The sequence below is a fragment of the Bdellovibrio sp. HCB2-146 genome (assembly GCF_047345725.1).
In the GTDB taxonomy this organism is placed as follows: domain Bacteria; phylum Bdellovibrionota; class Bdellovibrionia; order Bdellovibrionales; family Bdellovibrionaceae; genus Bdellovibrio.
In genome coordinates, this window is record NZ_JBLEQP010000002.1 from 1,203,826 (window position 1) to 1,228,263 (window position 24,438).

Genomic DNA, 24,438 nt, shown 5'->3' on the forward strand with positions numbered 1-24,438 from the left:
TAAAATGAGAATACCTATTTCAACAAAACTCATTTCCGTCACGATCCTGATTCTAGTTGCTGCAACTGGAACGATCACTTACATCTCGTCTGCATACTTTGAGAAAAAAGCTTCCGAGCAAGTCGATATCGCAAACTTAGAGTCAGCAGCTGCGAAAGCCAAGGAAGTGGAAAACATCATCACGACGCTTGTTGATAAAACACGTGTCAGCGCTTCTCTTTTAATGAAGGGCACAACAGGTCCCGTCAATGGCCTGGATGACTTGGAACTGAACTTTACCAAGGACAAAAACTTTGTCGCGTTGGAGGTTTTAAAACTCAACGGTACAAGCGTTGAAACGGTCGCTCGTCGCGTGAAAGAAGACGTTCTAAAACCGTACAACTTGTCGCCTTCTTATTTTGTCAGCCTTCGCTCTTGGCAAAAATTCCCTGTGCGTTCAGTTGCACAAGGAAGTGTGGAGCTTAAAAATGCCTCCTATCCAAAAGCACCCGCGATGTTCACTATTGGTATTCCGCTGATTCGTGATGAGAATGGTCGTATCACGCATATCGCATTGGCCGATGTCACACTCTCCCCTCTTGAAAAACCATTTACCGATCCTTCAGAGAGAACTCAGTTCTTGGTTGACCGCAATGGTGAATTGCTCGCCCACAAAGATGAGCAAAAAGCCATGGCCCGCATGGATATGAACTATTCACCGATTGTGCAAAAGGCTTTAAAGACAAAGTCGCCACAGTTCCAAACGAAGTTCACAGAACCTGACTCTGGCAAAACATTCTTTGGTGCTTCCGTGAAAACGTCTTTAGGTATCAGCCTGATTTCGCAAACGTCAGAGGAAACGATTCTGGAAGTCTCCCGCGAGGTGAAACGCCGAGCGATTTTCGTTGCGGGATCTGCGATCTCGTTGGCGATCTTCTGTATTTTCTTATTTTCGATGACGCTCACTTCTCCTATTGAAAAGTTGGCAGAGATGATCAATCTCGTTTCTAAAGGTAACTTCGACGTGAAAGCCCGCGCGGCGGTTCGCTCTCATGACGAGGTTGGCGATTTGGCTGAAGCGTTTGATCACATGACTGAGGGTCTGAAAGAGCGTGATAAAGTAAAAAGCCTTTTCTCCAAGTTCCACGGCTCTTCTGTTGCTGAAGATTTGATTGGAAAAGACATTGGAGTTGGCGGTCAAAGTAAGGATGTGGTCGTCTTCTTCTCGGATATTCGTGGCTTTACGGCGTTCTCTGAAAAACGTTCTCCAGAGGAAGTCGTTGAAATGCTGAATGAGTATTTCGGCGTGATGGTTAAAATCATCAATCAACGTGGTGGTGTCGTCGATAAATTTATCGGAGACGCGATCATGGCAGTTTGGGGTGCTCCTCGTTCATCTGATCAAGATGCAGCAAATGCTCTTTATGCCTGCCTTGAAATGCGTAAAGGTCTTGAAGGTTTGAACGAAGCCCGCATAGCTCGCGGTCAGCCACCGATCAATATCGGTATGGGCCTGCATGCCGGTCGCGCGATCTCGGGAACCATCGGTTCTGACGAGCGTATGGAGTACACAGTTATCGGAAATACGGTCAATACCGCTTCTCGTATCGAAGCTTCAACAAAAGCTTTCGGTGCTGACTTGCTGGTTACCGACGACGTTATCGCCAAAGTCGGCGATGCTTTCAAAGTCGAGCTTGCTGGTGCCGCAGAAGTAAAAGGTCGTTCTGAAGCTTTGAAGATGTACAAAGTGCGCGGCTATAAAGCGCAAGATGGCAGTTACGTTGATATTAAAACAGCTTACTCAGACTACGAAGCTGAAGGCGCTGACAAAGTAAAAATCAAATCTGCTGCTTAAGTTAAACAAACTGAACAACATAAAAAAAGCCCAGGAAAAATTCCCTTGGGCTTTTTTATTGGCAGAGGATCTTAGAAAGTCCCGTTCACACCCACTTCAAAACCTGTTTGCTTTGACATAAGATTCACACCATCAATATTGCCGATCTGATTCAAATATAAATAATTGAGATCAAGTCCGATATTTTTCGTAAATTGAACACCCACGCCAGCTTGGAGACCAAACCCTGGGCCCATTTTATTAAATACTTCTTCGCCTGATAATTTACTAAGGTTGATTCCACCTTTAATGTTGCAGTACTCGTTGAAGGCCAGTCCCAAATTTCCTTCAATCCTAGAAATTCCAATGTTCAAACTTTCAATTTTGCCAGCAGAATGGACAAAGCTCGCACTCCAGCCTAGATCTTGAATTGGCAAATAAGCATAACCGACAGCCACACCGATGCCATCATCTACTTTGGCTTTTCCAGTTGATGATTCACCACCAACACTCATCTTGAGTTCCATATCAAGCATTGGCTTCACGAGCCCAACGCGAATACCTTCTGCAGAGATATATGAGCGAGGCATTGGCATTGTTGAAGTTTGTGACTGAGCCAATGCAGTTGAAGACATCAATGCCACGGCGATAAATGAAGAGATCTTGGTTTTCATAATGTTCCTTTCCGAACGTTTGTTATGAGCTTCCCCAATTACAAAGACCGGACCAGGAAGGAATCATGGCCAAATCCGCGTTAAACAGACTTGATGTCGCTAAAGGCTCTCAAAATGGATAAGACGTCCGAAAGCAGATACTGAAAATTCCAAAATATAGGAATTCGGACAAGGGGTAGTAAAACTGTTCCGCAACACATCCTCCCAAGGTTCGGCGACCAAAGTTTTAAAAACCAGACAGGTCCCTAAATGAGGCGTAGAATAAAACTGTATTTTCAGATTCAAGGACACTTTTCTATGAAAAAGCTCTCTGATGTTTCACTCTCTGTTTTAGATTTAGCCCCTATCGCTGATGGAAAGCCCATTTCAGACGCATTCAAAAACATGTTAGCCCTTTCCAAACATGTCGAAGCTTTGGGATATCAACGTTATTGGTTGGCAGAACATCATAACCTCGATGGCATCGCCAGTGCTGCCACGTCGGTTTTGATTGGTCAGGTGGCGGCTCATACTTCAAAAATCCGCGTGGGTTCTGGTGGCATTATGCTTCCGAATCACGCGCCACTGGTAATCGCCGAACAGTTTGGCACATTGGAAACACTTTTTCCGGGACGAATTGATTTAGGATTAGGACGAGCCCCCGGCTCTGACGGGTGGACGATGCGAGCTCTTCGTCGTGAGATGAAAGGCGCAGAACCTGATTTTTCCTTGCAGCTTCAAGAACTGCGACATTATTTCGCGCCTGCAGAACCAGGACAAAAAGTGCGTGCTATCCCAGGCATGGGACTGAATATTCCGATATGGATTCTCGGCTCAAGCCTTTACAGCGCCCAATTAGCCGCAAGTGAAGGACTCCCCTATGCTTTTGCGGGACACTTTGCTCCTGAAATGTTGATGCAGGCTCTTGATTTGTATCGCGTGGGCTTCATGTCTTCAAAAGTTCTGAAAGCTCCACGCGTGATGGTGGGAGTGCAAGTGATTGCCGCTGACACAGATGAAAAAGCTCAATTACTTGCCACGACATTGTATCAAAGATTCCTGGGCATCATTCGCAATCAACGCGTGAATCTGATGCCACCGACTCACGACATGAGCCAATTCTGGAGCCCGCAAGAAGAAGAATTCGTAAAATCCAAACTGCGCTTTTCAGTGATCGGTGGTCCAGAAACTGTCAAAAAAGGCTTACAGAAATTAATCGATGAAACTCAGGCCGATGAACTCATCATTGTGTCTGACGCTTATGACTTCCAAGATCGTCTGAAATCTTTCAAGCTGATCGCCGAAGTTGCCAAATGAACTACTTCCTCTTCCAATTTTCATTTGATTTTATCTCTTCAAGGCCATTCAAGAGAACTCGCCAGTTCGTTTGTTCGGGATGAATCATCAAATGTCGCAAAATCGCGAACAAGAAATTTCCATCGTCCACATTTAAATTTTTAAGTCGTAAAAGATTGAGCTCACGTGGCTTGATCTTTTGCTGGCGACAAAGAGCTTCAACGACTGCTTCGACTTGAGCATTGCGACGGCTCACAATGATGGGAGGGTTGCGATCATACTGTTCTTCTTCATTGATGAACTTTTTAGATAGCGGCCCCAGATGAGGGTAAATGGATGTTCGATCAAAGCGACCACTGGTCATCATATTGTAGATCGGCTCTAAGAAACCGGTTTTGATTAAAAATTCTTCCTGAGAATCACGAGCTTGAAAGAAAAGATTTTCGAGTTCATCGAGAAATTTCGGCCAGCACACGCCACGTTTCGACATAAAGACCAAAAAGAAAAACAGAAAAATGGAATCCGGTTGATCCCCGTGAGCAGAACGGAAATTCACAAGTTCCTCAGACGAAATATTTTGGTCCTTCACTAAAACTTCTAAGCACTTTTCAACGAACTGAGCTTTCATAACCACCCCTAAAAACTGAATGACCTTCCCTTTCGCAAGGAAAGTGCCAGAGGGGTCGTAAACACTTTGGAATTTGAATCACGGATTTTGTACAGAATTTTCGACTATTTAGTCGGATCGCGAATTTCTATCGGTAAAAAATAAAACCCCGTCATTCCAAAATCGAAGACGGGGTATCGGAATCAAGATTAATTTTTTGTTAGACTCGCATGCTGAGCCCGTCTTTCAATGACAGGCTTTGCGCGCGAAGAGCTGGGATCAAACCAGCTAAGATTCCGCCAATCAATGTAATCAGCAAATAAATCAGTTCCTTTTTGGTGAACAAGGGACCGGCGAGATAAAGACCAAACTCTGTTTCCAGCCAAGGGCGTAACACCATAGAGAGAGCCGTTGAAAGGACCAACCCCAATACAATTCCCAGCAGAGTTAAGACAGCGGATTCGAATACCAAAAGACCCAAAATTTTTCCAGGCCCCGCCCCTACTGCGCGCAAAATCGCCATTTCACGACGGCGCTCATTCAGCGTCGTCGTCAATGCAATGAGCATTGCCATGAAACCGACGATCACAACCATCCAGGAAATCATTTTCAAAACCCCTTCGACATAGGAAAGGCCATTCCAAAGCTCACTCAGAGTGACCCCCGGAATGATTGCTAGAAGTGGCTCCTCTTTGAAGTTATTGATCTCGCGCTGTAAGCGCAAGGTATCGATACGGCTTTTGGCACCTACGAAAAACGAAGTGATGGTTCCAATCACCATGTTTTCTTTTTTAATCAATGAGTTTGGAGTGACTTTTCCAGCAGCTGGAACAGATCCATTTTCCCAATCAATGTGCAAAGCTTCCATACCTTCGAGGCTGATATAAACGGCGCGATCAAGTGGAGTACCCGTCGCTTCCATGATTCCGACAATCACAAAGGGACGGTCGTCATGCTTAAGAACGCCTTCTTCTTTCGTCACACCGTGAGCTACTACAATGCGATCACCCACGCGATATGAAAGTTTGCGTGCCACATCCGCACCGATCACCACATCCCAGAGACCTTCAAATGCATGGCCTTCATGAAAAGCGATGTTTTTGTCGCCGCGGAAGCGGTAGTGCTTAAAGAAATCTTCATTGGTTCCTACGACACGAAAGCCTCGATGACCGTCACCCAGAGAGTATGGCACCGTCCATTCGATTGCAGGATTTTGACGAATTTTTTGATAAGTTTCGTAATTAATATTATGGGTCGCGTTCCCCATATTGAAAACTGTATATAACAACAATTGCAACGGGCCACTGCGGGCACCGACGATCAAATCGGTTTTGCTAATTGTTTGCGTGAATCCATCTTCGGCTGCACGACGGGCTCTTTCGACGGATAACAAAAGCGTCACGCTTAATGCTATCGCGAACACGGTGAGAGTAGTTGCTAAGATGCGATTTCTAAGAGATTTCACCGCGAGACGAAAGAAAACCATCACACCGCCTTGTTAATTGAGGACAATGAAAGAGATCGAGAAAACAAACCTTCAATTGTACGATCATGTGATACAAAGATCACCGTCGTCCCATAAAGTTCGGCGAGCTCAAACAACAACTTCAGAAATTTTTCACGATGATCCGTATCCAATGCGGATGTCGGCTCATCTGCGAGGAGCAAATCAGGCTTTCCTAAAAGAGCCCGCGCTACCGCTACTCGTTGTTGCTGCCCTACACTGAGTTCTGTCACGTTTTTATCTAGGAGATCCGCAATTCCCAAATTTCCGCACAAAGCACGAATCACCATTTCTGTATCAACAGTGTTCCCCACGCGTGAGCGACGAGCAGCACTGAGATGCAAAGGCAATTCAATGTTTTCACGAACAGAAAGATAAGGAATCAAATTGAAGCTCTGAAAAACGTATCCCATATGTTCAGCTCGGAACGCATCCCGCGCTGAGGAATTAAGCTTGGTAAAGTCCTGCCCCAGAATGTTGAGTCCACCTTGTGTCGGTTGTAAAACCCCCGCAAGAAGTTCAAGGAAGGTGGTCTTCCCCGTTCCACTTGGACCATAGATGAAAACAGCTTCACCTTTTTTGACGGTGAATTCTGGAATATGAAGCGTGTCCTTTCCTTGATTAGGATAGGAAAAGCGCACATCCTTCATTTCGATCAGAGGACTATTTAAGCTCAAGACTTTCTCCGCCTTTTTTCACAATCACTGACTTTTGGACGTCACCTGCAATCACATCAACCTTTGCCTTTTTAATTCCAGGAAAGACTTTTGCAAACTGCAAGCGGACCGTTGTTCCTACCACTGGTTGTTCGCAAGTGATATTGAACTCAGCGTCCACATCCCCGTGATCCTTGGATTGAATCACTTCCGAAATTTCTTTTTTAATTTCGCATTTCAGCTCAGGAGCCAAAACAACCATCTCGGACATTTTCTCTTCGAGTTTGGTCATGGCTTGATCCTTTTTTGCTCGGTCTTTTGCCGAGCGAGCTTCATGCTCGAAACCAAAAAGGGCTTCCGACGGCGCATGGAATTCCATACGTCCTTTTTTCCCATCAAACGCGATGCTGATATTTGCTTCGCCGTGAACATGGGCTTTTTGAGCTTTCTGTTCGTCAGCGTGTGCCATTGATAGGAATGACACAAGAAGAAGACTGATCATAGCAACTCCTTTCATTAACGATACGGTTCAACAAAGTCGCCGATAAGCTCGAACGACGCATCCCCATACATTGATTTTTTCGTTACCAGATTCAAAGTGCCATAGACCCAGATCGGACCCATCGCCACTTCTACACCTTTCTTCATTTTCACATAAACCATTTGATTCGGAGGAGGAGGGGGCACGTGAATACAAGCTTGCGCACTTGGCACAAGCAAGAATTCCACGACATCACGCTGATTGTCTTCAAGAGGAACCATGAAGCCCGGGATTTTCACCGCCTTGCCATTCAAAGCGTTCAGCTCAGATGTGGCCTTCCCTGTGATGTAATCCATATCGCCCAATAAACGCCAATCGACCTCAACACCATTCACCGGACCTCCTGAAGAAGACCAGAGTTGGTAAGCCATGGCGCCCATAACCAGAGCAAGAATGAAAACACCAGAAAGAACCCACTTATTCATATATTTATTAAAAACCCGCCCTCTCACAAATGCAATCACTTTGAGTCTGCTCTCTTCTAGACGACGCCCCCTCTACTCTGCTATAACTAAAACTTCTACAGTTGAGGCCAAATTATGAGTGAAAAACTTCAGAGTCCCCGAGGCACGCGCGATCTCCTTCCAGATGAGAGTCTTTTATTCCGTTTTGTCGAAGAATCAGCCTACGAATTATCTCGTAAGTATGGTTATGGCGAAATTGAGACGCCAATCTTCGAAGCATCTGAAGTTTTTCACCGCACTTTGGGCGAGAGTTCTGACGTTGTGAGCAAAGAAACTTACGATTTCAAAGATCGTAACGGAGATAGTTTTACATTGCGTCCCGAAGGAACTGCCGGCGTTGCACGTGCTTTTATTTCTGAGGGCTTATCCCAAAATTTACCGCTGAAATTTTACTATTCAGGTCCTATGTTCCGCTATGAACGCCCGCAGAAGGGTCGTTACCGTCAATTTTTCCAACTAGGTGCAGAATGCTTAGGTTATGAGTCCCCGTATTCTGATGTCGAGTGCATCGCATTAGCTTGGGATCTTCTGAAAAAAATCGGAATTTCACAAGACTGCACGCTTGAGATCAATACTTTGGGCGACGCTGAGAGCCGCACGGCGAACCGAGAAGCTCTCGTAAAATACTTCACTGATCACAAAGAATCGTTGTCGGCAGACAGCAAAGTGCGTTTGGAGAAAAACCCTCTGCGCATTCTGGACAGCAAAGACGAAGGTGATCGCAAAATCATCGCCAATGCTCCGAAGCTGGAACAATATTTGAACGAAAAATCGAAAGAATTTTTCAAACAAGTTTTGGCTGGTATCGAAAAACTTGGAATACCTCACAAAGTAAATCCATTGTTGGTTCGCGGTCTTGACTACTACTGCCACACTGTTTTTGAATTCACGACTTCAAAGTTGGGAGCGCAAGGAACAGTTTTGGCTGGGGGTCGTTATGACGGTTTGATCGAAATGATGGGTGGACCTAAAACTCCAGGCGTGGGCTGGGCAGCCGGCATAGACCGATTGGCAGATCTGACTCCAAAAGAACTCGCAGTCAAAAACGATCTCTTCGTTGCCGTGATCGGCGCTGATGAAAAAGGTGAGCTTGAAAGTATCGCTCTTGCTCACGAGTTGCGTTCTGCAGGTATCCGCACAGAGAACTTGATGTCAGGCAAAATGGGAAAACGCATTCAAAAAGCCGACAAAATGGGCGCAGGCTTTGTTTTGATCTTGGGTGAATCTGAAGTGAACGACAAAAAAGTTTCCTGCAAAAACTTGAGAACAGGTCAGCAGGACTCCGTGGATCGCACGCAGATCATTGCACATCTTCAAAAGTAATATTTTACGATATACAAAATAAAAAGGGAGCGGATGCTCCTTTTTTTTTATCCCGTTTTTTCGACACGAAAAGAACCTGGTACCTTTTCTACACGAAAGAAAGCAGGTACCTATTTGCGGTTTAGCTTGATGCTGTGTCCGCGGCTCCAGCCGGGAATTTTGAGCGAGCTTGCGCGGCTCCATGCGAACATCAAGATCAAGCCAACTGTTAACATCGCGATACTCAACCATTGACCGCGCGTCAGACCCAACCATTGGAAACCGATATGCGCGTCTGGCATACGGAAATGTTCATCCAAGATGCGCACGATTGCATACAAGACAACAAATGTGGCCGCGATAAATCCTGGCTTACGTGGCTTTCTCCATAAAAAGAACAGCACCAAGAAAATAAATAGACCTTCACCTACGGCGCCAAACAATTGCGATGGATAACGAGGTGTCAGCAAAGGAGCAATCGCTTCTTTTGCAGCTGTATTGCCGTTTTGAATCGCATCAATTGTTTGAGTCATGATCGAATACATTTGGTCACGAGCGGCTCCGTCAAAACGGAATTTACCAACCAGCTCTAGCCAAGTTTCACGGCTCACGCCCACTTTGTCGACCACATCGGCAAGAGCATTCAAACGCTCCGGCTCTTGTCCTGGCCACATTGTGATATCTTGCGGGAATTTCACTGCCAATGGGAAACTTGGATCACAAGGACGACCCACCAACTCACCATTGATGAAATTCGCGATACGACCAAAAAACACACCGATAGGACCCGATACAGAAACCAAATCCAACAGGTACAATGAATTCACAGAGTACTTACGAGCAAACAGCAAAACCGCTACAACGATACCGATCATACCACCGTGGCTGGCCATCCCGCCTTCGTTTACTGCCAACACTCCCCAGAATGGGAACGTGGATTTGAACTTCGTCAAAAGATCCGGGCTATAGAAAAACACATAACCCAAACGACCGCCCACCAAAGTTCCGATCGCCGCGTAGGTAACAAAGTCACCCACCATCTGTGCTGTCATGCCCGCGCGTTGTTTTGTCGCAAGCCAACGAATCAAAAGATAAGCACAGATAAAGCCCATCATGTACGACAGACCATACCAGCGGATACCGAAATCACCGGAAATTCTTAGAGCAAAGGGATCGAAATCGTGAACCACAAGCTATCCTTTTCTGAGACACTTAAACTGTTCCAACATGGGATTCTTTAGACCTTCCCACATAAAAGCGAGAAAATAACTCCATGTCCAGATTTTCATCTCTGCTTCTGTTATGCATTATCACTCTGTCTTCATTTGCGACTCATGCCCAAGGTCGAAAATGGGGCAGCGGGATCGATTTTACCCAAAGGGCGGCGGCACGGGAAAAGTCCCGTTTCTCACTCACAGATTGGCTGGCTATGAAGGAAAGAAACCGCATGATGGACATGTGGCTTTCCCTGAATTCGCCCTCGCCATTCGAATTCATGATTGGTGGATCCTACATCAGTGGTAAGTCCGAAGTTCGCGACCCTAGCACCTCGCCTGTAAGTTCCGACGGAATCTCTTATTCAGGAGAGCTCGCGGCCTATGCTCAACTTGTCGGAGTTTCGGGTGAATACGAAAATAACACCGAAGAAAAATTCAATGACCTCACTGGGCTTTTTAATATCCGCCTGTTCGGGAACTCGATCCAGAATACCGGCCTGACATTGTCTTACGGCCTGCGCACCCGTGAAATGAGTGGAACAACTCCAACTCGCCTGTCTCAGCAATTCGGGCAAGCGGCCCTACAGGTTTATTTGACGAAGTATTTCGGTATGGACGGCAAATATCGCTATTTCCTACCGACGGACAATAACGAATTAGGAGAAGTAAAAGACGAGCTCGTTGAGGGCGGTCTTTTTATCGACTTTAAAGCATTCCGAATTTTCGGGACATGGTACAAAGAGTCTCTTAAAACAAAAATCCCTGCTGCGATCGAAGAGACTCTCACCGAGCGCACAGGGATTCGAACAGGTCTTAAGATTTTCTTCTAAAGACTATTGCATGTGAACAAGTTCGTTTTTACCGCTGATGTGGAAGCTTTCAACAGATTGCTCGTGAGCAACTGGAGAAGTTACTTTCCACGCCATGTTCATTTGCATTCCAGCTAGAGGTTCTTGTTTAGAACCCATGTTGAATACAGATGGGATTTGCGCAGTAGCGTCGAATTGGAAGCCCCAAGCAACAGACAAGTTAGCAGGCAAGATCGTTGCGTTTGTGATGTATTGACCAACGCCATCTACTGAACCACCAGCTACGTAAGTTACACGGTATGTGAAATCAACAACCGCCATACCAAGACCGTTTTCATACACAACGTTGTAAACGCGTGATGCTGGAGCATTCCAACCAGAAAGGTCCGACCAGCATTGAACGCCCGCAGGCAATGCGTTTGCAGTATCAAATTGCAAGTTCACAACCGGTTTACCTTGCGCGATAACCGCGAAGATTTTTTTACCGATGTTGATGATTTGATCAACAACTGCTTCAACAACATCAAGAGGTCCTGCAGCTGGATTGTTTTTCACTTCGTTTGAACGAACGGCACGCAATGGGCGTTGAGAGTTGCAATCTTCTGGCAAAACTTTTTTTGCTGCGAAAAGATCGGCTTGTTGTTCTGTAACGTCAGTTACTTTTACATTTTTGATTTCGAAGTAAGCTTTATCCATCGCGAAAGATGAAGCAGCCATACCAGTTGTTAGTGCAAATACCACTAATGAACGTAACATGAGGACCCCCTTATTTGTTGCCTTGGAGTTCTAACAGGGGCTTCTTGAAGGATTCAAATTAATTGCAATGCGTTACCATTGTTTGGTGAGACTTAGCATGGGAAAAATCCAAGTCTTGGAGTTGGAGTCCGTGGATTCTACACTCTCGACGGTTTTTTTCGTATAACTTGCAGCGAAATAGTTCAGTGATGCACCGATGTGCAATCCTTCTTTGATCTCTGGCATGACGCCAAACTGAAACCAAAAACTTGTGCCTTCCCATTTTTCGTTCACGCTTCCATTTTTAAAAGTCGCGCGGCTGAGAATATTATAAGCAAAACCTAAATTGAAAACTTCATTCTTACCAAATTCCCATTTGAAATAGGGTCCGGTATCCATCGAGGTAAATGTTTCCGTCTCATCGTTTTTGTCCGTGTGTGAAATTCCAGAATAATTCCACCCGCCCCAAATCTTTTTGCGAATGTTAAAAAGAACGCCGACTTGATAAAGATACTTGGTCGAAGTTGTTGTGGAAGAACTGTTTGTGCTGTCACTTAAATAAGTCCCCCCCACTTCCAATAAGGCACCTGCGCGGGAGGAACTCACAAACATTAAAATAAAAAGGAGTACGAACAAATTCTTCACAGAATCTTGATCGGCAGTTTTTATCTCAGCTTGAGATCCTGTTTTTTAATGTCTTTGCAAAAGAGCGGCATAGAAGCCGTCGAAGCCTTCGCGGTCAGGACGTAAGTGGAGCTCCTTGACGAGGGACCACTTATCACCGTGTTCAGCAATAAACTTGGCCACCTGTTGCTCATTCTCACTCGGAAGAAGACTGCACGTCGCATAGACTAGACGTCCGCCCTTCTTGGTCATTTGCGAGTAACCCGTCAGGATTTCGTACTGCAATTGCTGAAGCCGCGTGATTTCGTCGTTACTTAATTTCCACTTTGAATCTGGATTACGACGCAAAACGCCCATACCTGAACAAGGCACATCCAAAAGCACCCGATCCGCAGACTCTTCCATGCGCTTAATAACCTTGTTGGAATCAATCACGCGCGTTTCAATCACATCGACACCGTTACGGCGCGCACGTTCTTTGAGTTCTTTGAGCTTCCACTCGTGAATATCGAGAGAAATAATTTTGCCTTTGTTTTTCAGAAGAGCTGCAATGTGCAAGCTTTTCCCGCCCGCACCCGCGCACGCATCGACGACGCGATGACCGGGCTCCACGTCCAACAGTGCTGCCACCATTTGCGAAGCCGCATCTTGAACTTCGAAGAAACCTTTTTTGAAAGCATCCGTCACGAAAACGTTTTTGCGCTCTTTTAAACGCAAAGCCACTGGCAAATCCGGAGAAACTTTTTCTGCTTGAATGTCTTCCTCAGCTAGTTTTTTGATCAATTCGTCGGGTTGAATTCGCAGAGTGTTCACGCGCAAAAAAACTTCGGCAGGACGATTTAAAGCTTTCGCCACTTGATCGAATTCAGGACCGATTTCTTTAAGGCCACGCTCATACATCCAGTCCGGCATGGACTGAAGAATAGCAGGGTTCGTAATTTTCTTTTCGCGCTCTTGGATTCTAGGAAGTGAAAGACCGTGGAACTCTTCCCAGTTCGGAAGTTGCTCTTCACCCTTACGAAGGAAGTAAACGCCAAATACGCGCCACCAATCTTCCTCACCTGTGATTTCGATTAATAATCTTTTCCAACGAACGATTTCATAGACTGTCTCAGCAAAAAACTTACGATCGCGAGCGCCCCATTTGCGGTTCGCCTTCATCACGCGTTCGATCACTTTATCAGCGTACTGCCCGTGTTCGAAAATTTCTTCTAGGGCATAAATAACTTGTTCTACGAGCAGTCTATGAATTTTCAAAACGTAAATACCAATCCACCGGCTAAGAAGGTTCCATTCAACTGACCTGATGACAGAATCAGAAGGTGGTTTTTTAGCCCAGCCTCAATAAAGAATCCAGTATTTTCAAAGACATCGAAAAATCTCGCACCTGCGACCAATTGGTAGTCAAAAGAGATCGCTGATTTGCTGTCGATTTGTTTAAAGAACACACCTAACCCCGCACCGATCCCGAAATACAGAGGGAAACGTGAGTTTGCATCCGGAAAAGTGATCAATGGCAAGAAGGACAACTTCGTCGGGCGACCGCCTTCAAGATTGTATTCGGCGTAATCTAAGCGCAGGTTCAAGTCCATTGAGTTGTGCCATTCGCCCACACGGTATGTGAGGCCGAAGGAATTTCCACCGACGTCGTCTTCTTGACCGTTGTCACCCCAATCGTAGGATTGCGAAGCCATATAACGACCAAAATGCAGAGCCAAATAGTGATCAGAAGCTCCACGAAGACTGCCACCCTCATTTCGAACGTCGTAGTTATTAGGTTCGCTGACTTGGAAGTACTTCGCCGCGGCCTCGCGACCGACACGTGGTTGCGCATCTTGGGCAAATGCTGCTGAACTGAGTAAAATAGAGCCAAAAAGAGTGATTAAAAGTGTCTTCACAACGCACCTCATCCTTGCACATAATAGCCTTAAAACTTTTGACCGCCAAAGCCAAACTGTAAAGGGTTTTAGGCCCTCGTCTTAAGTTAAATTGACCCTGCGCGCAATTGCCTCGCGACGTTGACTCTCTCCTCTGGGGAACCTAGATTCCAAACAAGTTTTTGGACGGGACTTAAGCCTATGAAATGCCCATTTTGTGGTCACGCTGATGACCGAGTACTAGATACGAGAGTGCAGAAAGATGGCAGCATCCGCCGCCGTCGTGAGTGCCTTGAGTGCAAGGCTCGCTTTTCTACGCTTGAAACAATTATGTTGGCCTTCCCTTTTATTATCAAAAAGGACGGTCGCCGCGAGCCTTTCAATAAAGAGAAAATCTTTAAAGGTCTGCAAGCCGCCTGTCAAAAACGCCCTGTCAGCTTGGGGCAAATCGAAGCTGTGGTAGAGCGCATTTCAGCATGGGTCATCAACCGCGGAGAGAGTGAGATTTCCTCTCGTCTGATCGGAAAAAAAGTCATGGCCGAATTGAAACAACTCGATGACGTTGCTTACATCCGTTTCGCGAGCGTTTATCGAACTTTCAAAGACGTTCAGGAATTTGTTGAGACACTGGAAGATGCTGAACTACTTGATTTTGTGGACGCAAATAATCCACAATTAAGTCTGACCGCTCTGAATTTTGTAGAAAGCGAGAAACAAGTAAATCATGAAACTGACAGCAAGACGCCAGGCCCGAGAACTCGCCCTGCAAATCCTCTTTCAAACTGAATTTTCTGCACAGATCAGCGTTCGTGCGCTGATGGAAGTTTTTGAAGAAAGCTATGATAATGAAGCCATCCAGTACGCGGATCTTTTGATCAAAGGCGTACAGGAACACAAAGCTGCTATCGATAGCAAAATCCAAGCCTCCAGTGCTCACTGGAAGGTTGAGCGTATGGCAACGATTGATCGCAATATCTTGCGCATCGCTGTTTACGAAATGAAATTCGCTTCTGAACAAATCAAAGAAAACATTGCCATCAACGAAGCCGTTGAGATCGCAAAAAAATACGGAACAACCGAATCAGCGAGTTTCGTAAATGGTCTTCTCGACCAAGTCAGCAAGGCTCACTAATGTCTGTCAGCGTGCTTTCCCAAGCCAGCGCATTAAATCCCGGCTCTGACCTGTGGATCGTGCCTGACTTGGAACGCTCGCGCTGGACGGCAAAGCTTGATTGGTATTTGAATTTCCAAATCTGCAAGGCTTCTCGCCATCACACTCCCAAGCTTCCGGAGTTTGTCGGTTATGTTCTGCGTGAAACCGAACAAGGTTTCCCGAATGTTTCTTTGCCTGCAGATTCTCCACTCATGATTTCATCGGCTGATCTTCTTCCGAATAAGTGGGTTTTGGTTATTCCTTGGACAGAGAATATGTCGGATTGGACTGAGAAGGTTGTGAAAACTTGGCGCGATCTGAAAGAGCCAAGTCTGCGCATTTTCTTACCACCTGGACAAAGTGCTGGGAACCTTCAGCAACAATGGCAAAAGCATCAGGCCTCTCAAGAATTCACAGTCGTACTTGATTAAAGTCCCAAGATCCCGTCAAATAAAAGGACGAGGATTTCATGGAGAAGATTTCACAAGCACTGGTTTCAAAACTCACACACTTTCAAAAGCGTCTGCAATCATTTTTGGAAAATGATTTCGATCCCAATGCTGATGAGAAAAAATCCCAACAAGAAATGTTTGAAGCTTCTCGCGATGTTTCTTTGGTGCGCGGCCTTTCACAAGGATTGCCGGAAGATCATATCGATCGCGCGATTGTGGCGTTTTCTCGCTTGGCTTTACTTTTTGATTCAGGCGTATTGTTAGAGAACAATGACGGCGAATGGAAAGCGCAAGCCTTCTTTCACAAAGGTGCAACAGAGCTTTTGAAAAACTCGGCAAAGCTCACGATCAGCTTGCCAAGTTTAGATCTATTGACCGTATTGAAAACCGATTCAAGACCGTTGCTTGAGAAATTACAATTGCAAGATCTTGATCCGCAACAACGCAGCTCTTGCTTGTTGATCAAAGCAACTCCTGACTTTGCCTTTTTGTTGTTTTCAACATTGCCTGATATTTGGCTGAAAGATCATATCACGCAAGTGCGCACAGCTCTTATCAATGGATTTGCCGATTAATGAGCGACGATTCGAATCAAACCTACACGATTTATATTCTCTCTGACAGTACCGGTGAAACAGCGGCGACGATGATTCGTGCAGCCTTAGTTCAGTACTCGAATAAAGACATCAATATGATTCGCAGTAAAAATGTGCGAACAGAGATGCAAGCCGAAGCTGTGATCGAAGAATGCTTTGAGCGTCGTGGGATGTTGGTTTATACGGTCGCCAGCGAACAGCTAAGAAATAAAATCCGTGAAATGGCCTCAAGCAAAGGTATTCCTTATTTTGATTTGCTAGGTCCGCTGCTTGGCACTTTGGATACGTTCTTTGGCGAACACTCAGAAGCCCACGTCGGTGCTCTTCGCGCCGTCGACGAAAGATACTTCAAACGAATCGAAGCCATTGAATACACAGTTAAACACGATGACGGAAAAACTTTTGCGGAATTAGATAAAGCTGACATCGTTCTGGTGGGGATTTCTCGTACGAGCAAAACGCCACTGTCGATTTTCTTAAGCCATAAAGGCTGGAAGGTCGCAAACGTTCCGATGGTACTCGACACTCCCCTACCTGAAGAATTATTCAAAATCGATCAACGCCGTATTGTCGGTTTGATTATCGATATGGATTCTTTGCAGCGAATTCGTAAGAGTCGTTTGGAAAAGTTCGGCCAAGACCCCGGCGGATCTTACGCCTCCATGTCTCACATTGCAAAAGAGATCGAATACGCAGAACGCATGTTCAAACTGAATCGCCGTTGGCCCGTCTTTAACGTCACGGAACGTGCGCTTGAAGAAACAGCGAGCGAAATCGTGCGTATTATCGCGGCCCGATTGGGATTACCAGACAGCGTAATTTTCTAAGTCATGATACTTTCACGATTCCAATAGTCACGTGGATCAAGATCCCTTTTAAAGGCATCCGTCTAACTTTTTGACGTTCTCTTACGACGAACACTTTAAGTTCAAATAAATCGCGTTTTTCAAGAGCACCATTTAAGTTCAATTCAAGTTAACCCAACCCTTAAATTGAAATGGAGCCTTTATGAAATCAGTCCTTTTCACGATCCTTTTAGTGTCATCAACTTCAGCCCACGCAGGATGGGGCGATGTCTTGAATAAAGTTTTGGATGCCGTGGGCGGCAGAGTCAACTGTGTTGCCACTTACAATCGCAGCCGAAGCACTCCGTTGGGCCAAGAGTCGAACCGAGTCACTCGTAATATTAAAGCCGCAAGAAGCGTTGGTGATGCTTGTGCCATTGCAAAAGACAGCCAAGAACATCGTAGCACTCCATTTGGATACGACAGCACAAGCCTTTCATCCCTTCACTGCACGAACGAAAAACGCATCAGTTTCCCCGTCAACACCACAACGTGCGAAGTGGCATTGGGCAACTAATACGGTAATAAGTTCAGACCTACGCCCTTAACAATAAAGTTCAAAGAAGTTCACAGTCCTCCATTCAAAGATGGTCTAATTTGCCCTCGAATCGGAGGACTTGTGAAAGCTTATATTCAATCTCTTTTACTATTAGGCGCACTCTGGTCGCAAAAAATGTCTTCCTGACTGCCGCACACTGCCTCGATTCATCGAATAAAGAAGTGTATGTCACGATGGCAGCAAACATTCGAAATGTTTCAGCTGAAAATACAGGTAAAGTCTCACTCCGTGAGATTCACCCCGAATACGACGGCAGTGGCGGAAGATACGATTTGGCTCTTGGCGTGTTTCGCCGTGACTTTTCCAAAACGAAAAAGCCTTTCCCTTTACCAAAAGATGGAACCCTTCAAGAAAAAGTTTCGCGCCAAAGCCTCAATAGCTACCATGAAATGGTCGACTCTATTTGGAACGTAGAACTATCGATCATGTCCAGATCAGAGCATAGAGTTTATAAGTGTCGTTAATGGCTTAGATATCCACAACAACCCATGAGCTTCGGGGCTGATCGCTTTACATATTAAGGAAACCTAACCCTAGAAATTTCAAGATGTTACCGTGGCACTTGGGTTGCATTGATATCAGTACAATCGGGGGGTTCGTATGAGATTTCTCTTAATGATAGGAATATTGTTGCTGAAGCTTAATCTGGCTCAAGCGCAATCTTCTGACGTAATGGCGATATATTGTGATGCTGCAAATACAGCGATTGCTGATTCTAGATATTACACATTAAGGCCCGGTGAAGTGAAAGAGTTGATCGTTGATTTAAAGAGCGATTGCCTTCTTTACACTCAACTCGACGCCACCCTTCAAATTGGTGTTTCGTTCAAAGGCGATCCGGATTGGAAAAGAGGGAAAGACCAAATTGCACTTCAGGGACTTGTATTTGAAGTCTATGATGTGGCTACGGGAAGAAACTTGGTCGACATGGTAAAAAGTGCCGGAGGATCGGCATGTAATTATGGCTCTGGATTTGTGTTCTCAGATCTACGAGCTTTTCCAATGGTTCTGAGACCCGTACGATTGCGCCTTAGAAACATCGGTCGTAATACCGTCGATGCCGCTTACACACTTATTTATAACAACGACCAAACCCTTGCATCGAAGTGTGCGGATTATCCTCGCGGAAGATAATTCAAGCAAAAAAGAAAGGCCGCTTACGCGGCCTTCTTCATATCTGCCCACAATGGGTCTTCTTGATCGTGATTTCCAGAAGGAGGAGGCGGCGTGTGTTCCATATTGCCGCCTTTGGATCCATAGACAACCATGTTCAGATCGTCTACGACTTTCTTCATCACCTGAGCTTGTGTGTTGATCTCTTCTGATGTCCCAGCGATTTCCTCTGAAGAAGCTGCATTGGACTGAACGGATTGGTCCAATTGGTTCATCGCTTTGGAAATCTGTGAAATACCTGTTGATTGCTCTTCACTCGCAGCAGAGATTTCATTATTCAAATCAGACACTTTCTTAACAGACTGAACGATGTTTTTTAGAACTTCGCCGGATTTGTCTGCTTTCACTGTTCCTTCTTCAATTTGGTTAACGGATTCTTTAATCAAAGAAGTGATGTCTTTAGCCGCCGATGCGGATCTTTGTGCCAAGCTTCGTACCGCTTCCGCGACGACCGCGAAACCTTTACCTTGCTCACCAGCACGAGCGGCCTCAACCGCGGCATTCAAAGCAAGTAAGTTTGTTTGAAACGCAATATCGTCGATCACATTGATGATCTCTTCGATCTTTTTCGATGAAGAAGAGATTTCCTTCATTGAAGCCAAAAGAGAAGACATTTCAACTTCACCGCGAGTTGCTGCATCAGAAGATGCCGCTGACAACGCCGCTGCTTGTTTCGCATTCTCAGAGTTCATTTTTACCATTGAAGTCATTTCTTCAAGAGACGCCACTGTTTCTTCCAAAGAAGCTGCAGAAGCACTTGAAGATTGCGACAATGATTGACCCGCAATTGAAAGCTGGCTGATTGCTGAAGAAACTTGCTCGCTTGATACAAACAATTTCTCCGACAATTGGCTGACAGACTTAGAAATATAACGTGCGATAAAGAGAACTGCGAAGAATAGAACCGCAATACCCGCAAGAGCGATAAAGAGCTGAGTCATCAAAGCGGCATTAGCTTCAGCCAATACGGATTTCATTGGTGTTCTCACCACCAAAGCCCACGGAGCTTCCGTGAAACCAATATTCATTGGAGCAACGACGTATAAGTATTCCTTACCGTCACGAGAATCCACACCTGACTGAGTAAAGAGCTCGCCCTTTTTAATAGCGTTTTGAAACTTTTCTGGTTCAAACGGATAATCAGCTGGTTTCGTGATCAGTTTTTCATCGGGATGAGAAACGTAGTTTCCCGCAGCCGTAATAACGAAAGCTTCAGACGTTTCAAAAGGTTTGATCGTCGCAGCTTTGGCTTGAATTTCTTTAAGTGGCAAGTCAACGCCCGCAACACCTACGAATTGACCTTCAATAACAATAGGTACGACTGCAGATGTCATCAAAACTTGCACGCCATCGATTGGATACAAGTAAGGTTCAACCATTGTTTCTTTTAGGCGAGATTTAGGAACGAGGTAATAGTCGCCCGCACCAGCTTGGTCGTAACCAATCAAAGGCGTGAGAACTGATTTCCCTTTTTCCCAATTGTAATAGGGAACAAAACGGCCTGTTTTATCGTGACCTGTTTTATCTACGTAAGCTGTGTCACGAGCATCCCATGTATTGGGCTCCCAACCCGTCCAAGTTCCGATAAGGAATTTATTTTTCTCGAGAAGTTCACGCAAAGTATCATTCACCATTTCACGAGATGTAAAACCGTGTTTTTTCTGCGCTTCTAATTGATGTGCCATTGTTCTGGCGATATCCAGTCCACGCTCGACGGCAAGACGCATATCACTTGCGGCCGCTTGTGCGGTTGCGACTGTTTCTTCAGTGGCCGACTTCCTCGCATTTTCGTGACCGCTACGGGCCATGATAAATGTCATGCTTCCCAGAACGAGGATCGCTAGACAAAGAATAGGAACTGCAAGTTTGACCTGAATAGAATAGTTTTTCTTCATGGGCTCTCTTTCCAAAAAAGAATTTATGAATTCCTTTTCGGAAGAAAACTCAGGCATATAAACCCATTTATCATTACAAGAGGTCCCCTCAGATTTACAGAGGGGATTGCTAGACCAAAGACTTATGCTTTTTCTTGTTGTGCGAGTGTTTGATAGAAGACCTCGATCAAAGGCCGGCTTTCTGATGCACGTTTATAATAGAACATCAGATCGATTTCATAAGAAAGATCTTTCACGTACACGCGGTTCAACCGCCCCGAGCGCACTTGTTTTTTGATGGAATGTGCTGGTAAAAATCCCCAACCCAATCCAGCCTCGATAACACGCTTCAAAGTTCCAACATTGGCAGACTCAAAGATTGAACTGTACTTCACACCTTGGCCATCCAATTTTTCCATGAGCTGCTTATTGAAATTCGGAAATTCTTCCGTAAAGTTCACCAAAGGAAACTCGCCCAAATTTTTTGTCGTAATATGCTGAGGCATCTTTTCGTCTTTACTTGTACCGACCAGCCACATTTCCTCTTTCGCTAAAAACTTTTGCTCGCAGCCTTCAAGCTCCGTCGAGAATTCTGTTTTGACGTCAGGAATGATCAGAACATCGTAAACGGATTTTTTAAATCCTTTGATCAACTCTTCTCCACGCTCGTAATCGATTTTGATTTGCAAATCCGGATTGTGACGCATCAAACGCCCCACAATCGGACTCATCAAATGCAAACCAATGGAATTCAAACTGCCGATGCGAAGCTGCCCACGCATTTGATTGCCAATTGACTTGATCGCAATTTCCGCTTGCTGTGTAAGGTGAATAATTTTTTTCGCGTATTCATAGAGAACTTCGCCCTGAGGTGTAGCTTTAATGGACCTCACTCCCCGCACCAAGAGCTCGACCCCTAGATCTTCCTCTAGGTTACGAATCTGCTGGCTCACTGCTGGCTGAGTCAGGTAAAGCTTATCTGCGGCGGCTGTCATGCTGCCTTCGCTCATGACGGTCACAAAGGTCGTCAGTTGATAAATATTCTTCACAAGAATTTACTCCTTTGCGCTTTGATCCGAGGGCAAATTGTTATTATACTTAGTGCATTCACCTAAGAGGTTCTGCATGAAGTCTTTGTTAGTATCACTCGCAGTTATTCTACTCAGTTTTGCCGCACAAGCAAAAGTCTTTCGTAACGCCTACATCTCCTTTGAGATGCCAGACACATGGAAGTGTAATCTCGAACAAACAGAGTGGGTCTGTCGGAGCGAACAAACTAAAGAATCCAAAGAGGCCATCATTATCCTCACGGCTAAAGAGGTTGGTCCCACCGATACATTCCCTCTTTATGAAACGCATTTAAACTCTCCGATCACATTAACAGCTCGTGGCGGTGCTATGAGCGAGTCTAAAGTCGTGTACAAATCTAAAACCGTCCAAATCAATGACCAAAACTGGATTGATTCCCTGCACCTGGGCTCTGAAGTTCCAAATTACTTCACGCGCTATCTTGCGACGATCAAAGATCGCATCGCGATCTTGGTCACATTCAGCGCGCACAAACAATATTACACAAAATACAGCCAAGACTTTTTCAAAGCCGTGATGAGCTTGCGCGTGATTGCCGCAAAAAATCTTTTGTCGACACCTGACCGTAGTTCTCTAAGACCAGGTTCTGAAACGTTGGGAGTGGGAATCGGCCAAGCCATGCCGCAAGATATGCTTCAAGGTGATGGAATGAATGAAGGCAAAGGCTCGAACAAAACTATGTTGTTAGGTGGAGCCTTATTGTTAGCTGCAATCGGTGCTTACATCTTCTTGAAAGCACGTAAAAAGAAACGCTAGTTATACATCTTTCTGTAACGAGCCATGATGGCAGCCTCAAGCCACGCTTCGCAGGCTGCCGCGTTCTCAGATGTAAAATTAAAATTCAGGTTCTTGTCGAGATATTCCGCTTCCCAGAAAATCAAACGTTTCTGTACACCCGCCAGAGTCTTGTAGTCACTTAAAGCAATCACTTCCACATTCCCGCGAATGTTCAGAGATCCGGTAAACGGCAGCTTCGTGGTTGTGCGCTCGCGAACTTTGCTACAAAAGTCAGTCAGATTATTCGTCGTCGGAAGTCCCTTGGTCGCGTAATAAGTAATCGTCACCAAAAGATCGCCGGTTGTGAATGCGGCTCTCGCATTTAAATAGCTAAACATTCCTTCCATCAAATCTTGGGCTAAGCGCGTCTGTTTGCGCAGATCTGGCGAAAATAAAAGCCCTACCAATTCGCGCACTGGGATGCTGTCTTGTCGATACAAGGACTCACCGGCTATGCGCAAAGGCGCATAGGCGTAAACCACTTCATGAATAAGAAGTGCGACTTTGTTGGACGAACTCATTTTGTCCCAAAGACCTTTTTGAATGCGAACCACAGATCCCAATCTGTTTGCCAATTGAACTGTTTCCACATCAAGAGGTGTTTTTTCAGGAATCACATTGAGATCTGCTTGAACAACCTGCCAGATGTAGCGACTCAGGCCCATGGCAAGCAACGTTCCCACTCGCGCATTCAATCGAGAAACTTCCGTGAGCTTTATTGCTAACAGTCCCTTTTCTGAAGAATTCAATAAATCGAGCCCTAAAACAGCTGCGATCATGTCAGCATCCGGCTTGATCGATTGATCAATTGCACCCTCTTCCAAGCCCATTTCATAAAGATCCAAAACAACAGGGCGACCGTTTACTAAAACGCCAGCCCCACCGTTACCTAAATCAGTGACGCCACCACGAGCCAGCGCTATTGAAGTTGTCATTGTAAGTATAAGAGACATCATCCAAATTTTCATAGGAGCTCCACTTAATTCAACAAACTAAAAAATTGCATTCCCAAAACATAAACGTCGTCGGTGTTGTTGCCCTTACAGTATTTCGAAGCAAACTGACGGCGAAACTGCGTGAGTTCTTCTTTTGCCGCTTCTAAATCATTTTTGTCGATGGCGAACATCGTCGACGACATTTGACGTTCGTTGATTGGCACATCATCAATCGCGACGATGGCTTTTTTCATTATATCTTTATGTGCCTGACGAAGAGCCTCTGATGCACGACCATCCCCGACCGTTACAAATTCACCTGTGGGTTTGAATCTTCCATCTTCGCGAACGATCAGATTTAATTTTTCAAGCCGCTCAAAAAAAGCATCGACTTCTTCCGGCGGAAGCCCCAAACGTTGTCCGATCCAAGAATTTTCTTGTACATAGTTTTTGGTCTCAAGCAAACGCAGCAAAGCACTGTGCTGCCATTGTGCGATCGTCTTGAATTGTTCTGTGGGAACTTCTTGGGTGTGAGTGGAAAGTCGTTGTTCGACTGCACGACGAGCTTCTTCGCGAGCTTCCATTTTACGAGAAAAGCGCATAGTCACGAGATTGCAGAAATGCTCTGACTGCATGGCACTCAAATTCAGTCGAACCGCAACGTCTGTTGCGCGCTCTGGCGACAAACCATATTTGCCGGCAAGAACTTCAGTCAAAGTTGAAACCGCTAAGCCTAGATCTTTAGCAAACGAGCGCAAAGAATAATTTTTATTGCGGCTAGAACGGAGGTCGAAAGCCTCACGGAGATATTGGCGATAGTCTTCAAAAAATAACTGAGTACTGTTCGTCATTCCGCTGGATATACCAATTCAGAATGACGAACTCAA

The 24,438-nt window shown here is 45.4% G+C and carries 28 protein-coding genes; 13 read left to right on the plus strand and 15 right to left on the minus strand.

Going from position 1 to position 24,438, the window contains the following annotated elements:
- Nucleotides 1–4 precede the first annotated feature (4 nt).
- Nucleotides 5–1,834 carry an adenylate/guanylate cyclase domain-containing protein gene (locus ACLWOR_RS16665; RefSeq protein WP_413941934.1) on the plus strand — a complete coding sequence of 610 codons (1,830 nt, stop codon included), beginning with the start codon at nucleotides 5–7 and terminating at the stop codon, nucleotides 1,832–1,834.
- 71 nt (nucleotides 1,835–1,905) lie between these two features.
- Here the strand turns inward: ACLWOR_RS16665 and ACLWOR_RS16670 are convergent, their stop codons facing one another.
- Nucleotides 1,906–2,487 (minus strand): outer membrane beta-barrel protein, encoded by a 582-nt coding sequence (locus tag ACLWOR_RS16670; RefSeq protein WP_413941936.1) that lies wholly within the window; start codon nucleotides 2,485–2,487, stop codon nucleotides 1,906–1,908.
- Nucleotides 2,488–2,784: 297 nt separating this feature from the next.
- Between ACLWOR_RS16670 and ACLWOR_RS16675 the strand changes: the two genes are divergently transcribed.
- Complete coding sequence (locus ACLWOR_RS16675) at nucleotides 2,785–3,783, plus strand: LLM class flavin-dependent oxidoreductase (RefSeq protein ID WP_413941937.1); 999 nt, start codon at nucleotides 2,785–2,787, stop codon at nucleotides 3,781–3,783.
- A gap of 1 nt (nucleotide 3,784) precedes the next feature.
- Here ACLWOR_RS16675 and ACLWOR_RS16680 read toward each other — a convergent pair whose 3' ends face one another.
- The 5 genes from ACLWOR_RS16680 to ACLWOR_RS16700 all read right to left on the minus strand — a co-directional run bounded on the left by ACLWOR_RS16680 (nucleotide 3,785) and on the right by ACLWOR_RS16700 (nucleotide 7,495).
- Nucleotides 3,785–4,390 carry a hypothetical protein gene (locus ACLWOR_RS16680; protein WP_413941938.1) on the minus strand — a complete coding sequence of 202 codons (606 nt, stop codon included), beginning with the start codon at nucleotides 4,388–4,390 and terminating at the stop codon, nucleotides 3,785–3,787.
- 199 nt (nucleotides 4,391–4,589) lie between these two features.
- Complete coding sequence (locus tag ACLWOR_RS16685) at nucleotides 4,590–5,855, minus strand: ABC transporter permease (RefSeq protein WP_413941939.1); 1,266 nt, start codon at nucleotides 5,853–5,855, stop codon at nucleotides 4,590–4,592.
- Complete coding sequence (locus ACLWOR_RS16690; RefSeq protein WP_413942177.1) at nucleotides 5,855–6,523, minus strand: ABC transporter ATP-binding protein; 669 nt, start codon at nucleotides 6,521–6,523, stop codon at nucleotides 5,855–5,857. Before ACLWOR_RS16690 ends, ACLWOR_RS16685 begins: the two co-directional genes overlap by 1 nt.
- 13 nt (nucleotides 6,524–6,536) lie before the next feature.
- Nucleotides 6,537–7,031, minus strand: coding sequence for a ZrgA family zinc uptake protein (locus ACLWOR_RS16695; protein ID WP_413941940.1), 495 nt, complete (start codon nucleotides 7,029–7,031; stop codon nucleotides 6,537–6,539).
- Nucleotides 7,032–7,045: 14 nt separating this feature from the next.
- The gene (locus ACLWOR_RS16700; protein WP_413941941.1) at nucleotides 7,046–7,495 is read right to left on the minus strand and encodes a DUF3299 domain-containing protein; all 450 of its coding nucleotides are present in this window, start codon (nucleotides 7,493–7,495) and stop codon (nucleotides 7,046–7,048) included.
- 114 nt (nucleotides 7,496–7,609) lie between these two features.
- Here ACLWOR_RS16700 and hisS point away from each other — a divergent pair, with 114 nt between their 5' ends.
- Nucleotides 7,610–8,857 carry a histidine--tRNA ligase gene (hisS, locus tag ACLWOR_RS16705; RefSeq protein WP_413941942.1) on the plus strand — a complete coding sequence of 416 codons (1,248 nt, stop codon included), beginning with the start codon at nucleotides 7,610–7,612 and terminating at the stop codon, nucleotides 8,855–8,857.
- A 110-nt stretch (nucleotides 8,858–8,967) separates the two neighbouring features.
- Here hisS and lgt read toward each other — a convergent pair whose 3' ends face one another.
- A complete protein-coding gene (lgt, locus tag ACLWOR_RS16710) occupies nucleotides 8,968–10,026 on the minus strand; it encodes a prolipoprotein diacylglyceryl transferase (protein ID WP_413941943.1) in 1,059 nt (352 codons plus the stop codon).
- A 239-nt stretch (nucleotides 10,027–10,265) separates the two neighbouring features.
- Between lgt and ACLWOR_RS16715 the strand changes: the two genes are divergently transcribed.
- On the plus strand, nucleotides 10,266–10,883 hold the full coding sequence (locus ACLWOR_RS16715; protein ID WP_413941944.1) for a hypothetical protein: 618 nt from the start codon (nucleotides 10,266–10,268) through the stop codon (nucleotides 10,881–10,883).
- A 3-nt stretch (nucleotides 10,884–10,886) separates the two neighbouring features.
- On the opposite strand, the gene ACLWOR_RS16720 is transcribed toward ACLWOR_RS16715, so the two are convergent.
- From ACLWOR_RS16720 to ACLWOR_RS16735, 4 genes are all read right to left on the minus strand, one after another.
- A complete protein-coding gene (locus tag ACLWOR_RS16720; RefSeq protein WP_413941945.1) occupies nucleotides 10,887–11,618 on the minus strand; it encodes a hypothetical protein in 732 nt (243 codons plus the stop codon).
- Nucleotides 11,619–11,690: 72 nt separating this feature from the next.
- Nucleotides 11,691–12,209: a hypothetical protein gene (locus tag ACLWOR_RS16725; protein WP_413942178.1), complete on the minus strand. Its 519-nt coding sequence runs from the start codon at nucleotides 12,207–12,209 to the stop codon at nucleotides 11,691–11,693.
- A 78-nt stretch (nucleotides 12,210–12,287) separates the two neighbouring features.
- The gene (locus tag ACLWOR_RS16730) at nucleotides 12,288–13,478 is read right to left on the minus strand and encodes an RsmB/NOP family class I SAM-dependent RNA methyltransferase (protein ID WP_413941946.1); all 1,191 of its coding nucleotides are present in this window, start codon (nucleotides 13,476–13,478) and stop codon (nucleotides 12,288–12,290) included.
- On the minus strand, nucleotides 13,475–14,119 hold the full coding sequence (locus ACLWOR_RS16735) for a hypothetical protein (protein ID WP_413941947.1): 645 nt from the start codon (nucleotides 14,117–14,119) through the stop codon (nucleotides 13,475–13,477). Before ACLWOR_RS16735 ends, ACLWOR_RS16730 begins: the two co-directional genes overlap by 4 nt.
- 180 nt (nucleotides 14,120–14,299) lie before the next feature.
- Here ACLWOR_RS16735 and nrdR point away from each other — a divergent pair, with 180 nt between their 5' ends.
- From nrdR to ACLWOR_RS16775, 8 genes are all read left to right on the plus strand, one after another.
- On the plus strand, nucleotides 14,300–14,884 hold the full coding sequence (gene nrdR, locus ACLWOR_RS16740; RefSeq protein WP_413941948.1) for a transcriptional regulator NrdR: 585 nt from the start codon (nucleotides 14,300–14,302) through the stop codon (nucleotides 14,882–14,884).
- A complete protein-coding gene (nusB, locus tag ACLWOR_RS16745) occupies nucleotides 14,823–15,230 on the plus strand; it encodes a transcription antitermination factor NusB (RefSeq protein ID WP_413941949.1) in 408 nt (135 codons plus the stop codon). The genes nrdR and nusB overlap by 62 nt, the downstream gene beginning before the upstream one ends.
- Nucleotides 15,230–15,682, plus strand: coding sequence for a hypothetical protein (locus ACLWOR_RS16750; protein WP_413941950.1), 453 nt, complete (start codon nucleotides 15,230–15,232; stop codon nucleotides 15,680–15,682). Before nusB ends, ACLWOR_RS16750 begins: the two co-directional genes overlap by 1 nt.
- 38 nt (nucleotides 15,683–15,720) lie before the next feature.
- The gene (locus ACLWOR_RS16755; RefSeq protein WP_413941951.1) at nucleotides 15,721–16,278 is read left to right on the plus strand and encodes a GTP cyclohydrolase; all 558 of its coding nucleotides are present in this window, start codon (nucleotides 15,721–15,723) and stop codon (nucleotides 16,276–16,278) included.
- On the plus strand, nucleotides 16,278–17,126 hold the full coding sequence (locus ACLWOR_RS16760) for a pyruvate, water dikinase regulatory protein (RefSeq protein ID WP_413941952.1): 849 nt from the start codon (nucleotides 16,278–16,280) through the stop codon (nucleotides 17,124–17,126). Before ACLWOR_RS16755 ends, ACLWOR_RS16760 begins: the two co-directional genes overlap by 1 nt.
- A 181-nt stretch (nucleotides 17,127–17,307) precedes the next feature.
- Complete coding sequence (locus ACLWOR_RS16765; RefSeq protein WP_413941953.1) at nucleotides 17,308–17,661, plus strand: hypothetical protein; 354 nt, start codon at nucleotides 17,308–17,310, stop codon at nucleotides 17,659–17,661.
- Nucleotides 17,662–17,741: 80 nt separating this feature from the next.
- Nucleotides 17,742–18,167, plus strand: a complete 426-nt coding sequence (locus ACLWOR_RS16770; RefSeq protein ID WP_413941955.1) for a trypsin-like serine protease — start codon at nucleotides 17,742–17,744, stop codon at nucleotides 18,165–18,167.
- Nucleotides 18,168–18,303: 136 nt separating this feature from the next.
- Complete coding sequence (locus ACLWOR_RS16775; RefSeq protein ID WP_413941956.1) at nucleotides 18,304–18,837, plus strand: hypothetical protein; 534 nt, start codon at nucleotides 18,304–18,306, stop codon at nucleotides 18,835–18,837.
- A 23-nt stretch (nucleotides 18,838–18,860) separates the two neighbouring features.
- Here the strand turns inward: ACLWOR_RS16775 and ACLWOR_RS16780 are convergent, their stop codons facing one another.
- Nucleotides 18,861–20,771, minus strand: a complete 1,911-nt coding sequence (locus tag ACLWOR_RS16780; RefSeq protein ID WP_413941957.1) for a methyl-accepting chemotaxis protein — start codon at nucleotides 20,769–20,771, stop codon at nucleotides 18,861–18,863.
- 122 nt (nucleotides 20,772–20,893) lie between these two features.
- Complete coding sequence (locus tag ACLWOR_RS16785; protein WP_413941959.1) at nucleotides 20,894–21,799, minus strand: LysR family transcriptional regulator; 906 nt, start codon at nucleotides 21,797–21,799, stop codon at nucleotides 20,894–20,896.
- A 76-nt stretch (nucleotides 21,800–21,875) separates the two neighbouring features.
- On the opposite strand from ACLWOR_RS16785, the gene ACLWOR_RS16790 reads away from it, so the two are divergent.
- The gene (locus ACLWOR_RS16790; RefSeq protein WP_413941961.1) at nucleotides 21,876–22,595 is read left to right on the plus strand and encodes a hypothetical protein; all 720 of its coding nucleotides are present in this window, start codon (nucleotides 21,876–21,878) and stop codon (nucleotides 22,593–22,595) included.
- Here the strand turns inward: ACLWOR_RS16790 and ACLWOR_RS16795 are convergent.
- Together ACLWOR_RS16795 and ACLWOR_RS16800 are read right to left on the minus strand one after the other, a co-directional pair.
- Nucleotides 22,592–23,584, minus strand: coding sequence for a hypothetical protein (locus tag ACLWOR_RS16795; protein ID WP_413941962.1), 993 nt, complete (start codon nucleotides 23,582–23,584; stop codon nucleotides 22,592–22,594). The two genes, ACLWOR_RS16790 and ACLWOR_RS16795, sit on opposite strands and share 4 nt — an antisense overlap.
- 11 nt (nucleotides 23,585–23,595) lie before the next feature.
- Nucleotides 23,596–24,402: a TIGR02147 family protein gene (locus tag ACLWOR_RS16800; RefSeq protein WP_413941963.1), complete on the minus strand. Its 807-nt coding sequence runs from the start codon at nucleotides 24,400–24,402 to the stop codon at nucleotides 23,596–23,598.
- Nucleotides 24,403–24,438: the final 36 nt, after the last annotated feature.

Coding starts and splice junctions, on each gene's coding strand:
- ACLWOR_RS16765 (WP_413941953.1), top strand. CDS start 17,308: ATGAAATCAGTCCTTTTCACGATCCTTTTAGTGTCATCAACTTCAGCC.
- ACLWOR_RS16775 (WP_413941956.1), top strand. CDS start 18,304: ATGAGATTTCTCTTAATGATAGGAATATTGTTGCTGAAGCTTAATCTG.
- ACLWOR_RS16755 (WP_413941951.1), top strand. CDS start 15,721: ATGGAGAAGATTTCACAAGCACTGGTTTCAAAACTCACACACTTTCAA.
- ACLWOR_RS16700 (WP_413941941.1), bottom strand. CDS start 7,495: ATGAATAAGTGGGTTCTTTCTGGTGTTTTCATTCTTGCTCTGGTTATG.
- ACLWOR_RS16790 (WP_413941961.1), top strand. CDS start 21,876: ATGAAGTCTTTGTTAGTATCACTCGCAGTTATTCTACTCAGTTTTGCC.
- ACLWOR_RS16725 (WP_413942178.1), bottom strand. CDS start 12,209: ATGTTTGTGAGTTCCTCCCGCGCAGGTGCCTTATTGGAAGTGGGGGGG.
- ACLWOR_RS16750 (WP_413941950.1), top strand. CDS start 15,230: ATGTCTGTCAGCGTGCTTTCCCAAGCCAGCGCATTAAATCCCGGCTCT.
- hisS (WP_413941942.1), top strand. CDS start 7,610: ATGAGTGAAAAACTTCAGAGTCCCCGAGGCACGCGCGATCTCCTTCCA.
- ACLWOR_RS16695 (WP_413941940.1), bottom strand. CDS start 7,031: ATGATCAGTCTTCTTCTTGTGTCATTCCTATCAATGGCACACGCTGAC.
- ACLWOR_RS16760 (WP_413941952.1), top strand. CDS start 16,278: ATGAGCGACGATTCGAATCAAACCTACACGATTTATATTCTCTCTGAC.
- ACLWOR_RS16720 (WP_413941945.1), bottom strand. CDS start 11,618: ATGTTACGTTCATTAGTGGTATTTGCACTAACAACTGGTATGGCTGCT.
- ACLWOR_RS16780 (WP_413941957.1), bottom strand. CDS start 20,771: ATGAAGAAAAACTATTCTATTCAGGTCAAACTTGCAGTTCCTATTCTT.
- ACLWOR_RS16795 (WP_413941962.1), bottom strand. CDS start 23,584: ATGAAAATTTGGATGATGTCTCTTATACTTACAATGACAACTTCAATA.
- ACLWOR_RS16670 (WP_413941936.1), bottom strand. CDS start 2,487: ATGAAAACCAAGATCTCTTCATTTATCGCCGTGGCATTGATGTCTTCA.
- ACLWOR_RS16675 (WP_413941937.1), top strand. CDS start 2,785: ATGAAAAAGCTCTCTGATGTTTCACTCTCTGTTTTAGATTTAGCCCCT.
- ACLWOR_RS16665 (WP_413941934.1), top strand. CDS start 5: ATGAGAATACCTATTTCAACAAAACTCATTTCCGTCACGATCCTGATT.
- ACLWOR_RS16800 (WP_413941963.1), bottom strand. CDS start 24,402: ATGACGAACAGTACTCAGTTATTTTTTGAAGACTATCGCCAATATCTC.
- ACLWOR_RS16715 (WP_413941944.1), top strand. CDS start 10,266: ATGAAGGAAAGAAACCGCATGATGGACATGTGGCTTTCCCTGAATTCG.
- ACLWOR_RS16680 (WP_413941938.1), bottom strand. CDS start 4,390: ATGAAAGCTCAGTTCGTTGAAAAGTGCTTAGAAGTTTTAGTGAAGGAC.
- nusB (WP_413941949.1), top strand. CDS start 14,823: ATGAAACTGACAGCAAGACGCCAGGCCCGAGAACTCGCCCTGCAAATC.
- ACLWOR_RS16685 (WP_413941939.1), bottom strand. CDS start 5,855: ATGGTTTTCTTTCGTCTCGCGGTGAAATCTCTTAGAAATCGCATCTTA.
- ACLWOR_RS16690 (WP_413942177.1), bottom strand. CDS start 6,523: ATGAAGGATGTGCGCTTTTCCTATCCTAATCAAGGAAAGGACACGCTT.
- nrdR (WP_413941948.1), top strand. CDS start 14,300: ATGAAATGCCCATTTTGTGGTCACGCTGATGACCGAGTACTAGATACG.